We start from the raw sequence: 12801 nt of genomic DNA, 5'->3' as shown, positions 1-12801 counted from the left end.
CTGCAACTATTCGTTATCTCTTTGAGTTTAATACTTTGCTCTTTTAGTGGTATTGCGAGCGACTCGATACAACAAGACAATGTTAATAAGGCTAATGATAACTGCCTGACACTTATGCCATGCCCTAAGCAGCTGATAAAAGCTGACGGCAGTTTTATGTTAACGCAGGCACCTAAGTTGTTTGTTTCAGGTATGAGTGAAAAAAGACAACATGCTGCGCTCAAACGTTTTACTGAGCAAGTTAAAAGGGTACCGGGTTTTGCTTTTCAAGGCTTTATACCGGTTGAAGATAGTGACTTGGCTGATGTTAAATTAATTATTGAGAGCGGTAATAATGCAGAACAGGGCAATTATTTACCTCAGTTAGGTGATAACGAAAGCTATCAACTGACTATCACTAAAGCAGTTATTCATATTGAAGCGGTCAGTGATTTTGGCGCTTTGCATGCATTAACTAGCTTGTTACAAATTATATCTATACCTGAACTTTCAGCGACAGTGACGCAAAAAAAGTTCTTAACATTACCAGCGATACAAATTAATGATCAACCACGTTTTCAATGGCGAGGTTTACTTATTGACAGTGTTCGGCATTTCATACCGCTTAATGCCATTAAACGGCAACTTGATGGTATGGCGGCGGCTAAGCTCAATGTTTTTCATTGGCATTTAACCGATGATCAAGGCTGGCGTATTGAGTCTAAAACTTACCCTAAATTGCACCTGTTGGCCTCAGATGGCTTGTATTACACCCAACAAGAAATCAAAGAACTAGTGACTTATGCCAATAATTTAGGCATCAGGGTTGTACCTGAATTTGATTTGCCGGGTCATGCTTCAGCGATTGCGGTTGCTTACCCTGAGCTTATCGCTGAAAAAAACAACTACGTTGCGGAGCGTCAATGGGGAGTATTTGAGCCATTACTTGATATCACCAATCCTAAAACTTATCAATTTATTGAGGCTGTTATCACAGAGTTAACGGATTTGTTTCCTGATGAGTATCTACATATTGGTGGCGATGAAGTAAATCCAAAGCAATGGCTTGGTAGTAAAGATGTCAGAGCCTTAATGCTAAAGCACAATTTGAAAGACGCTGATGATGTGCAAAGTTTTTTCAACGTAAAGCTGCAAAAAATTCTTAGCAAACATAAACGAAAAATGATGGGCTGGGATGAAATTCATCACGAAGACTTGCCTCAAGATATTGTTGTGCAATCATGGCGAGGCTTAGAGTCATTAAATCGCATAGCGGGTAGTGGTTACCAAGCATTATTATCAGCAGGATTTTATATCGACCAACCGCAAGCGACAGCTTATCATTATCGTAACGACCCATTAGCCAATATTGCATTAGCGAGCCAAAAAGCCAATGAAATACTGCAGCTACAGATGCAAAACGCGGAGCAGTGGCGCACGTGGTCGTTTACTATGCCTAGGTTAAAGGGCAGTGCGGTGAAAGGCTCATTAACCTTAATCTCCAATGAAAAAAACAATAAGTTTATTGGCTATTTGAAGCTTAATGAACATCACCATAAAGAAGTAGCAATTCATTCTTCACTCCAAGAGTTACAAGATAATCAGGTTGTTTTTTCGCACGACAGTTGGATGGGGCCAATGCGTTTTGAATTATCACTGTCAGCAGCAGGAGCGCTTAGTGGCTTTACTTTGCTTGGAAATAGCTATTACCCGATAGAGCCGAATGGTCAAGCTATTCTAGGGGAAGTAAAAATTACCTTGCAGCCACTGCTTGCTATTGAACAGGCTAAAAATATATTAGGCGGCGAAGCGACATTATGGTCAGAGCTGGTTGATGAACAAAATATCGATTTACGCACTTGGCCACGCTTGTTTGCCATCGCCGAACGTTTTTGGTCACCCGAGTCGCTAAAAGACAGTGATGATATGTATCATAGGTTAATGATTATTGATGACTATGCTGCTGATATTATTGGTTTACAGCATCAAGAACAACTACTGGCAGGATTTACTAATTTAATTGCTAAGCCGTCTGAAAAGCATCAAGAACTTGCTGCGCTAGTTACTTTAGCTGAGGCATTAGAGCCTGCGCATTATTACACTCGCCATCATCTGAAATATCAAAAACATCAGTACCATCAAAATGCAGCTTTGAATAACTTTGTTGATTACCTGCCAGTTGAAAGCTATAGCCTGATCATGATGAGAGGCTATTTAAGGGAGTATAAGTTAGGGGATAAATCAGCATTACTAAAACTGGAGAAGAAGTTCTTGTCTTGGCAAGAAAACGCTAAAAAACTATCCATGTTAATAACTCAAAACGGTAAGTTATCTTCGTTGTCAGCAGTTGTTTCTGATCTGCAAAAATTTAATCGCCTAGCGTCAACAATAGTAGAGGGTTGTATGAGTGATAATTTCTACCACAAGAAGTCGCTAAGGAGATTGGATAACAAATTGCTTGCCTTACAACAAAAATCAAAAGAGATAGTGATAGCTGCAGTACCTCTGGCGCGCAGCTTATTAAAACATTGTCAAATGACGAGTGAATAAAGCTTATTCACACAATTTTAATGAGAAGAATTTATGTTAAAAACTTTATCACTGGCGTTTGCCATTTCCATGTTGGCTGTTTTGCAGGTAGCAAGTCATGAATTAAATAATAACTCAAATAAGTTATATAGCAGCGCTGATTGGATAACTGATGGTGTTTTTACTCATGGTGTTGAAGGCCCAGCAGTTGATGAAAATGGCGTGTTATATGCGGTAAATTACCAACAACAAGGCACTATCGGAAAAGTTATTGGCAGGAATAAGAGTGAAATACTGCTAAAGCTTAGCAACAATTCGGTTGGTAACGGTATTCGTTTTGACCGCAATGGCAATATGTATATTGCGGACTACGTTAATCATAATATTTTAAAAGTCAGTGCCTCAGGTATCAACTCCAGTAATAAGCAAGCACCGATAGCAGAAGTATACGCTCATTCCCCCTTAATGAATCAGCCAAATGATATTGCCATTATGTCAAATGGGATCTTGTTGGCGAGTGATCCTAACTGGACAAACAATACGGGGCAGTTATGGCGCATTAACCAAAACGGTGAAGTGGCTTTATTGGAAAAAGATATGGGCACGACCAACGGCATAGAAGTGAGCCCGGATAATAAAACGCTTTACGTTAATGAAAGTGTGCAAGGTAACGTTTGGCAATATCAGCTATCTGCCGACGGCAGCATTAGTAATAAAAAACTTTTGATTCACTTTGATACACATGGTTTAGATGGCATGAGAGCAGACACTCACGGCAACTTATATATCGCGCGTTATGGTAAAGGAGTTATCGCTATTGTTTCACCGCAAGGTGTGCTTTTACGTGAAGTAAAACTTAAAGGCCAATTTCCAACCAATGTCGCTTTTGGCGGCAGCGATGGTAAAACCGTATTTATTACCATGCAAAAACGTGGTGCGATAGAGGCATTTGTCAGTGAATTTTCAGGTCGTAGTTTTGTTGAAAAGTAGGCAGAAGGAACTAAAAAACTCCCTGACGCACGCTGTTATTGGCTATAGGCTTGGATAAGTGAGATTAAAAAATAAACTAGAGAAAAATAACTAAAAGCATTCTAACCCAGCAGAGATAAAATAAAGGCACTCTCATGAAAAGAAAGAGAAGATTTTTAAGCAAGCTGTTGATTAAAATTTTAATCATACTGCCTGTAACCGTATGGGCTTTTTCAGAAGCAGAAAAACTGCCTGTGCGTGGTTTTGCCATTGCTTCACCAGCGCCTGATAATTTTGAACAATTTATTGCTTTTGTTAACAATGATTTGTCAAAGACAGCGGTTAATCAGTTGTTTCTTAGAATTAACTACAATTATCAGTTTAAGTCTCATCCTGAGCTAGCAGAAAAAAATGCCTTATCTGAGCAGCAAGTAAAAACAATTGTTAAAACGGCGGCACAATATAATATCGAAATTATTCCAATTATTAATATGTTAGGACATCAATCTTGGAAGAAAGACAATATTCATTCATTGCTCAGGGTTTATCCTGAGTTCGAAGAAAATGCAGGTCTCAAAGTACTTGATAAAGATTTCTATACCCGCGCTTATTGTCCTAACCATCCTGATGTTCATGATGTGGTTTTGGCGGTGATCGACGAATTGGTTGAAGTGTTTGGCGCTAAAGGTATACATTTGGGGATGGATGAAGTGTTTATTTTGGGTGAAGACGGTTGTGAACGCTGTAGAGGACAAAATAAAGCTGAATTGTTTGCCAATGAAGTAAACCTTTTCCAAGCGCATTTGGCACGAAAAAATATTGCTATGTATATATGGGGCGACAGGTTACTAAACGGCCACACCACAGGTCTTGGCATGTGGGGCGCTTCAAAAAATGATACTGACAGTGCAATCGATTTGATATCTAAAAACGTTATTATTTGTGACTGGCAATATGAGTCTGCGCCACCAACACCGGGCTATTTTGCGGTAAAAGGCCTAAATGTTATTAGTGCATCATATCAAGTGCCCAGTGTTGCTGAATTTCAGGTAGCTAATATGATAGCTATGCGCGCAAGCAGCAACGACACTATTAAAAATCGCTTATTTGGAGTAATGCATACTTACTGGGGAAGTTTCGATAGTTTTTATCAGTGCTATCAAGGTAAGGCTTGCGATCACAAGGAACGCGCAAGTGCGGTGAAAACTTTTAGCATTATTTATCCTAAGATAAAAGCTAATAATTAGTGTTATTTTTGGTTCTAGGAAGGCTGAACGTTATTGTGCAGATAGTATTCTATCATGTAAGTATTGCTTGCTAATTTGATAATGTTTGGGCTGTGAAAGAACCGGGCTATTTTTAGCTTATTTAGTTAACTTATCGGCTAACTTATTCAATTTATTAGCCGCTTGTAGTTATGTCACAGGCAGTTTACTTAAAATTTATTTTTGTCGTTCTAATGATAAGGCTCTGACTTATGATAAAAATCAGTGTGCTTAATTCTTCTACAGTATAAAATTTTTATATCTATCGACATCTCGTACTGATGTTTCGTTAATGTTTCAATAAGTTGCAACATTATATATATGTTCTAATCTTAAAAGAAATAACAGGTCGAGTATTTATTGTGCTTCGAAAGCTTATCTTTTTTTTATCATTTTTTCTGCATAATCAAATAAATGCTAATGATGTTCAATGGAGTAGTTTTGGTACTTTAGCATTAACCTTGTCTGATTCTGAGCGTTATGGTTATAGACGTGATATTCGAAGTGATAATGGTGTTTATTCTGGCGATATTGATTTAGAAGAATTTAGCCTTATTGGGGGGCAGCTAGAAACTAATATCAACAATCACATTGATTTGGTAGGGCAAGTTGTATTTAGAGATATAGCCAAACCTGAATGGGATGATTACATCTCTATGGCGTTTATGCGATATACCCCTGACTCTAATTGGTCGTTTAGGCTTGGGCGACTATCGCCAAATTTATTTACCATAACCGAGTATAGGAACATAAATGTTGCGTACACGTGGGCAAATGTACCAACTGAGGTCTACGGCATTATTCCATACCTATATTACGATGGTGGTGATGTAACTTATTCGACGCGTATTAATGATGCCGTTTTAAAGACAAAATTCTATCTTGGTTGGAGTGATTCAACCATTACAGCTGATAGTCAGTCTGAAAATATTGCCCTTGAAAATATGGTTGGTACATCATTAATTTATGATAAAAATGATTGGAATTTACAAGCAAGGTATACGCAGGGAAAGCTGAGTGATGAGTCAAGTGCAATCAGTGAATTACATCGGCAAATTGCCCTTATACCTGAAGTTATCTGGCCAAATAAAGAAAGTTTTATTTCAGACTATTCTATTAAAAACAAGTTAGCGAAATATTTGTCATTTAGTGGGCAGAAATATCTAGGTGATTGGTTATTTGGTTTTGAATTAGCAAAAGTTAATTCTGAGAGTGAAGTGATCAGTGATCTAAAAAGTGGATATGTAAGTGCTGCCTATCACTATAATCAGCATACTTTTTATAGTTTATTTTCTAAAACCGATTCGAATTATTATTCTTTTGATGAACCAGAAGTGTATCAAGAGCCTATTGCTCCTCTAATCGAAGCTATTGAAACAGTCGGAAATTTTTACTCCTCAAATCAAACCTCAATGTCTATGGGCTGGCGTTGGGACATAACTCCAAGTCTTGCATCAAAACTGCAATACATTCGAACAAAAATAGAGGCAAATGGCGATACTTTATGGATTAATACCTCAGCGGGATCCCCTGAGGAAACGGTCAATACTTTTATGTTTACCTTGAGTTTTGCTTTATGAGTAAGCTAAAAACTACTCTCTTTACTTTTTTGTTCTCCTTTTCTTCGCAATTATCTGCGCAAGAAGAAATGCTTATTGTCATGCAAAAAGATACAGCAGTCGAGCAATTAAGTAAGTCTGAGGTTATTGACATTTTTATGGGGAAATATGCTGCATTTCCAAATGGAGAATTGGCTGTGCCCGTTGAGTTCATTGGGAGTCGTGAACTTAAGAAAATTTTCTATAAACAATTGATTAATCGCAACTTGGCTAGCGTAAATGCCTATTGGGCAAGGTTAAAATTTTCTGGTAGAAAAAGAACTGTTGTTGATAAAGAAACGATTAATGATGTTATTTCTTACTTAGAGAAAAACCCTTTAGCTATTGGGTATATTCCTGCTAGCGCAATGACCAGTGGCCTTAAAGTAGTTTACCGCTTAAATGAATAAAAGTGCATTAACGTTAAGATTAGCTATCGTGGTAATTTTTGCTGCTTTGTCGGTTGGCCTTATTGTATCTCAAATATTTCTTAAACTAACTTATGTAGATGAATATGAGTCAAGTAAAGTAAAAATTAGCCAATTATATAAAACAGTTTCATCAACCGTTTCAATCGCAACATATCTAAATGATCAAGAATTGATACGTGAAGTGATTGCTGGGTTAACTAGCAATGACATCGTACAAAGCGTTTCAATATCAACTGAAAAGGTTTATGAAGCTTCTGAGAATTATAAAGAAACTGAATTTAGCCAAACTTTTTTACTTTATTCCCCTTTTGAACAAGAGCGTGAAGTGGGTAAGTTAATTATTACGCCTAATATTGAATTTATTGAATTACGTGCATTGCATATTAGTCGTGATAACCAACTTGCCATCTTAATACAAGCCGCCATTATTACTCTAGCCGTTATCATTATTTCTATTGTCGTCGTTGCAAGGCCTATCACAACGATTGCACGCACATTACATGAGATCAAACCTGGAACTGACGCAAGAGTGCCATTGCCAGAATATCATCAAAAGAGCGAGGTTGGCTTGCTCGTAAAAGATATTAATGGATTACTTGAGCGTTCAAGTAAACAAATCGTCAAAGAACGAAGTCTGCGTAAGCAGGTAGAGCAATTATCTCATCATTTTAAATTGCTTTTTGAAAACGCCAACTCGCCGATAGTACTAACTGAACCTAACGGTAATATTGTGCTTTATAATAAAGCATTCATTGAATTACTTGAGCGAATAGATATTACTCTACAGCAGGGATTTGGCCCATATTTAAAAAATTTGTTCGAAGAACCACAGCAATTGGTTGCTTTGGTGGAGGAAGCGTTTGGTAATGAAGAGTTTGCAAGTGGAGAGTTTAAGTTAGGCGGCAATACAAAACACTCGCTTTGGGTGCAAGTTATAATGAATGTAGCAGTAACGGATGATTTTTATGAATATCATCAAATTACTTTGCATGATATATCACTTCGTCGTCAACAAGTTGAGCAACTTAATATTAAAGCCAATACCGATGCTTTAACCTTATTATTTAATCGACGAGGTTGTGAGAAGCAAATTGAAAAATTAATAGGGTTAAACGCTCCTTTTGCAATTCTATTGTTGGATTTGAATAAATTTAAACAAATCAATGATGTATATGGTCATGAGGCGGGTGATAAAGTACTTGTTTATGTTTCTTCACAATTAAAAAAATCATTACGTAAAAATGATATTTTGGCGCGTTGGGGGGGAGATGAATTTGTTGTTGTATTACCTAAAGTTAATGCTGATGAAACAATGGATATCTGTAACAAGATCATCGTAAAAATCACAAAGCCTTACTTCCTTTCTGATGAGAATATCAATGTAGCGGTTGGAACGAGTATTGGCATCAGCTTTTTTCCAGAAGATAAGACAACGTTATCTTCATTAGTGAAAGCGGCAGATAAAGCGATGTACACTATTAAAGAAAAGCAAAATGAAAATTTATCGATAGCGTTTTATCGAGACATTATTGAGTCATCATGATGCTAAGATATCTTGCCTCAAAAGAAGTTTATCGGGTTAGAAAAACTATCATCATAGCGGTTATTGCATTAAGCCTGTTGTTGGTTAATGAAATACTATTGACCCAATATGACAATGTAGAAACAGCTTTAATGGTAACAATGTTTGGCATGTTGTTGCTGTATTTATGGTCTAATTCAGATACTGTTCAAGTAATTAGTGGTTTAATCCTGTGGGGAATATCAACCTTAGTCTTTTATTTGTCTTGGTCCTACGACGGTATCTATAATTCGGCTTTATTTGCTTACCCTTGTATCATATTACTTGCTTATATCATGGGTTCTAGGTTGCTCGTTATTCCTATGTTTATCGCTATTTCTATTCAAATAATCATATTAGTTTATGCACATGAAGCCAACTTAGTTAATGTCGATCAAAATAGCCCCTACTTATATCGGAACAGAGCGGTCAACTTACTTGTTGTGTTAAGTTTATTCGGCTCTATAAGTTTTGTATTTATTCGTAATTTTAAACTGGCATTAAAAAAACGAGCAGAGAATATTACTTTTTTACAGCATCAATTAAATCAAGCTGATAAGTTACTGAAATACGATGAGTTAACGTCATTGGCAAATGAATCAGTTTTTGAGAAAGAGTGCGCGTCATTGTTAACACGTGCCAATAACTTGCAATTAGGCTTGTTTATTCTTGATGTTAGTAATTTAAGACAAATTAATAATACATTAGGTCATCATTTTGGCAGTATGGCCTTGGTTCAAGTTGCAAAGAGATTAAACCTTATTTTACAAGGAGAAGAGTTTGCTTATCGACTATCAGGTTATAGTTTTGCTCTGCTAAAACTCACGGGCAGTCCAAAAGAAATGGACTTTTTTAGAGAGAAAATTTTACAAGCAATGACAACAAAATTTGAAGTTGACGGTATTGAAATTTTCTTAACTTGTTCTATTGGGGTGACCGTTGCTCCATTTGATGGTCACAGTGTAGAAGAGTTACAGAAAAATGCTTATTTAGCCCAGCAATATGCAGATGAACATTCTGTTAACAACATCTGTTACTTTGAACCTTTTATGAAAACTAAAGAGGCCGATAAATACTTCTATATTCACGAATTAAAAAATGCGATGAAAACTGGCCAGTTAGTGTTATTTTATCAACCGAAAATTGATTTTAAAAATAACCAAATTGTAGGTGTGGAAGCATTAATCAGGTGGCAACACCCTACTCGTGGGCTTATCGCGCCAAATGAATTTATTCCTGTCGCAGAAGAGTCAGGGCAAATTGTCGATATCACTAAGTGGGCAATCAATCACGCCTGTAAGGATATCTCCAAGTGGCAAGCAGCTGGCCATGGCGATGTTTCGGTAGCTATTAACATTTCGATAGTTGACTTTAGAAGTGGAGTGCTTCCTCAGATCGTTTTTAAGGCCTTAAGTTCGCATAACATCAATCCTAATTTATTAGAATTAGAGATTACAGAATCAACAATCTTCGAAGATACAGATCATGTTCAAGAGCAAATAAATAAAATGAGTGCGAGAGGTATTTCTTTTGCAATTGATGATTTTGGTACAGGTTATTCAAACTTAGGTTATTTAAATCAGTTTAATGTAACAATACTGAAAATAGATCAGTCATTTATCAGAAATATTGTCGATAATTCCCATAATCAACATATAGTAAAAGCAATCATTAGTTTGAGTAAAAGTTTAGCGATTGAAAATGTAGCAGAGGGTGTCGAAGACCTTGAAACTGCAGATTGGTTGAAAATAAATGGTTGTGCATTAGGGCAAGGATATTACTGGGCTAAGCCACTTTCATTTGTTGATTTTTGTCAGTTATTAACAAAAGAGTACACATAGTAAGTTGCTCAAAATTAATGTTTGCTTCATTTTATTTATAGCTTAATTTTCTAAAATTAAACTTGTTTACGTTTTTATTATATAAAACAAATAACACTATTAGTGCACTAATAAAAAATAAACCAAACGTTGCATTGGCTTGCTTAACAGATTGTGTATGTAAGCTGCATTGTATGTCTGAAAATAAAAGTAGAGCAGCGGTAAATCATAGAATGTTTTTAGCGATTTTGTTCATTTTTTCTCACGTTTAATAATGAATTGGGCTATTTTCTATTGAAGTAAGTAAGTCATAGCTTGTTACTATTTGGCTTGAATTACATTACAGGTGCTCAATTAAAAAGCTACTCTTGCGTGATATTTATCGCCAAGTGACAGAAATTCGATCCCTTCATGAGAAATGTTTCCTAAGTTTGTCTGTGCACCTGTTGCCGCAAGCAAATAACGTGTTATCGAAAAATAGCTCCGTTGATAGGAATTCGTTTTGCGCTTCACCTTATTTATTGCTAATAATATTCAATTCAATCAAGACATATGGTTTGAATCATGAAGTTCAACAAGTCAAATGAACCTATCACCCTTGAAGGGCTTTCCCTGATCAGTCAACGAAAGCAGTTTTGGATGCTGCAATTTGGTGGCTGGTTGGCATACGCGCTTGTTGTTTTTCTTGCGATCGTTAGGCCACAACTAGATACACCTGGATTCAATTTTTCTGGACAAATTATTAACTTATTTGCAGAAACATTATGTGGATTCGCCTTGTCGTATTTTCAGTGGCGATTGATCAGCAAAATAGTGCATTTATCTAATCGAAATGCCTTAATACTCAGTTTTGTATCAGCTACCATCTTAGGGCTGATATATAACGTGTTTAAGTTGAGCTTTTACAAAGTTATTGTGTTTAACCAGCAGTGGAATGAAGCGTGGAACATGCTCGAATTTGGTGGCTGGTTTGTGTTCTCATTAACTACTATGTTTGTTTGGACTTCAATCTATTTCATCATGCTTTATAACCATAAGCTTCAAAAAGAGCATGAAATGTTACTTCGAGCACAAACAACAGCTAAAGAAGCGCAGCTACAAATGCTCAGATACCAACTTAATCCTCACTTTATGTTCAACACCATGAATGCCATCTCTACTTTAATTTACAAAAAGGACAACGATACGGCAGGCGAGATGCTAGATAAACTGTGCTCTTTCTTTCGTTACTCATTAATGCCAAACACCGCACAAAAAAGCAACTTAACCAAGGAAATAGAACTGCTAGAGTTGTACCTATCAATTGAGAAAGTTCGTTTTGGAGAGCGACTTAGTGTGTCGATTGACGTAGGAAATGACACTCTCTTTGCTCAAGTACCGCCGCTGTTTTTACAACCGATTGTCGAGAATGCGGTGAAATATGGGGTAGAGCCTAGAAAAGAACCAAGCAATATCAATATTTCTGCCAGTAAACATAATAACCGCTTAAAAGTCACTGTATTTAACGATGGTGTTGAAAACAAACAACAAGACTCTGGTTTTGGCATTGGCCTTAGTAATACACGAGATAGGTTAATGACCATGTATAATAATGATATTGAACTTATGGTGAGACAGGTTGACGGTGGAACCTGTGTCAGCATTGAAGTCCCATTTATAAAGGTAGAAAAGCTTGAGCGAAAGTAAGATAACAGCAGTCATTGTTGATGATGAACCTCTTGCGATTGAAGGCCTGAAGCTTCGCTTAGAAAATATCGAAGATGTGGTTATCATTGGTGAGGCAACCGATGGAGATCAAGCGATTAGACTATGCCAAGAGCTCCAGCCAGACGTGCTCTTTGTTGATTTGCAGCTTCCAGGGTTAAGTGGCTTAGAGGTTGTGCAGGTTTTACAGTCAGATATCATGCCGCTTGTGGTATTTGTCAGTGCCTACAGTGAATATGCTTTAGACGCATTTGAGCTCAATGCTATTGATTATATTCTTAAGCCCGCCAACTTAGGACGGTTGCAAAAAACCATGCAGCGCATACGTGAGCGTTTATCTCCTTTGCAACGTCAACAAGAAAAATATCGTTTGCTTAAAGCGCTGGGAGAGAGTTCTGGGCTCAATATTGCTGAATTGGAAGAATGGCTAGGTAACCCAGCGCAGCCACTACCTTCTCCTTATCGACAAGAACTCGTGATTAAAAACTCAAACAATGAAAAAGTTTTCGTGCCGGTAACCGATATTAGGTGGATTGATGCTGCAGGAGACTACATGTGTATTCATACACAAACAGATAATTTTATTGTTCGCATCACCATGAAGAAGCTTGAAGCTGACCTCGATGAAAATACATTTCAGCGCATTCACAAATCAACACTAGTCAATATTCATTGTGTTAAAGGCATAAAAACACTGAGAAATCATGAAAGTTTGCTAGACCTTGGCAACGAAGTAAAACTGAAAGTAAGCCGCAATTATAGTGAGGCAGTGCAAAAAATTATTCATGCGCGACACTCATAATTTTTGTCGCGTATTTCTTTCGCTTTGTCGTAGTTTTTCCATAAATCCATTTCATACCGCAAATAAAATTCCTAACACCGCATTTTGATTGTGGCTTGCACAACAGTGTAACAATATGTAACCGATTGGATATCTAATCGGTG

Annotated in this window: 9 protein-coding genes; all 9 read left to right on the top strand. The window is 37.0% G+C overall.

Annotated features, from left to right (window positions below):
* Window positions 1-21 precede the first annotated feature (21 nt).
* The 9 genes from QUE03_RS16875 (at window position 22) to QUE03_RS16835 (ending at window position 12658) form a co-directional block, all read left to right on the top strand.
* Complete coding sequence (locus QUE03_RS16875) at window positions 22-2529, top strand: family 20 glycosylhydrolase (protein WP_286263126.1); 2508 nt, start codon at window positions 22-24, stop codon at window positions 2527-2529.
* Between the two features lie 69 nt (window positions 2530-2598).
* Window positions 2599-3498 (top strand): SMP-30/gluconolactonase/LRE family protein, encoded by a 900-nt coding sequence (locus tag QUE03_RS16870; protein ID WP_286267895.1) that lies wholly within the window; start codon window positions 2599-2601, stop codon window positions 3496-3498.
* A 134-nt stretch (window positions 3499-3632) separates the two neighbouring features.
* A complete protein-coding gene (locus QUE03_RS16865; RefSeq protein WP_286263125.1) occupies window positions 3633-4724 on the top strand; it encodes a family 20 glycosylhydrolase in 1092 nt (363 codons plus the stop codon).
* A 323-nt stretch (window positions 4725-5047) separates the two neighbouring features.
* Window positions 5048-6322: a hypothetical protein gene (locus tag QUE03_RS16860; RefSeq protein ID WP_286263124.1), complete on the top strand. Its 1275-nt coding sequence runs from the start codon at window positions 5048-5050 to the stop codon at window positions 6320-6322.
* Window positions 6319-6750, top strand: coding sequence for a hypothetical protein (locus tag QUE03_RS16855; protein WP_286263123.1), 432 nt, complete (start codon window positions 6319-6321; stop codon window positions 6748-6750). The genes QUE03_RS16860 and QUE03_RS16855 overlap by 4 nt, the downstream gene beginning before the upstream one ends.
* Window positions 6743-8314, top strand: a complete 1572-nt coding sequence (locus QUE03_RS16850; protein ID WP_286263122.1) for a GGDEF domain-containing protein — start codon at window positions 6743-6745, stop codon at window positions 8312-8314. Before QUE03_RS16855 ends, QUE03_RS16850 begins: the two co-directional genes overlap by 8 nt.
* On the top strand, window positions 8311-10173 hold the full coding sequence (locus QUE03_RS16845; RefSeq protein WP_286263121.1) for a putative bifunctional diguanylate cyclase/phosphodiesterase: 1863 nt from the start codon (window positions 8311-8313) through the stop codon (window positions 10171-10173). The genes QUE03_RS16850 and QUE03_RS16845 overlap by 4 nt, the downstream gene beginning before the upstream one ends.
* A 543-nt stretch (window positions 10174-10716) precedes the next feature.
* The gene (locus tag QUE03_RS16840) at window positions 10717-11838 is read left to right on the top strand and encodes a sensor histidine kinase (RefSeq protein ID WP_286263120.1); all 1122 of its coding nucleotides are present in this window, start codon (window positions 10717-10719) and stop codon (window positions 11836-11838) included.
* A complete protein-coding gene (locus tag QUE03_RS16835; protein ID WP_286263119.1) occupies window positions 11825-12658 on the top strand; it encodes a LytR/AlgR family response regulator transcription factor in 834 nt (277 codons plus the stop codon). The genes QUE03_RS16840 and QUE03_RS16835 overlap by 14 nt, the downstream gene beginning before the upstream one ends.
* Window positions 12659-12801: the final 143 nt, after the last annotated feature.

This window comes from Thalassotalea atypica (assembly GCF_030295975.1).
GTDB classification, from domain to species: domain Bacteria; phylum Pseudomonadota; class Gammaproteobacteria; order Enterobacterales; family Alteromonadaceae; genus Thalassotalea_F; species Thalassotalea_F atypica.
This window is presented reverse-complemented; position numbering and strand designations above follow the sequence as displayed.

Bases quoted from the DNA above. Each gene is read 5' to 3' on its own strand.
- QUE03_RS16870 (WP_286267895.1), top strand. From the start codon at position 2,599: ATGTTGGCTGTTTTGCAGGTAGCAAGTCATGAATTAAATAATAACTCA.
- QUE03_RS16865 (WP_286263125.1), top strand. From the start codon at position 3,633: ATGAAAAGAAAGAGAAGATTTTTAAGCAAGCTGTTGATTAAAATTTTA.
- QUE03_RS16855 (WP_286263123.1), top strand. From the start codon at position 6,319: ATGAGTAAGCTAAAAACTACTCTCTTTACTTTTTTGTTCTCCTTTTCT.
- QUE03_RS16850 (WP_286263122.1), top strand. From the start codon at position 6,743: ATGAATAAAAGTGCATTAACGTTAAGATTAGCTATCGTGGTAATTTTT.
- QUE03_RS16845 (WP_286263121.1), top strand. From the start codon at position 8,311: ATGATGCTAAGATATCTTGCCTCAAAAGAAGTTTATCGGGTTAGAAAA.
- QUE03_RS16840 (WP_286263120.1), top strand. From the start codon at position 10,717: ATGAAGTTCAACAAGTCAAATGAACCTATCACCCTTGAAGGGCTTTCC.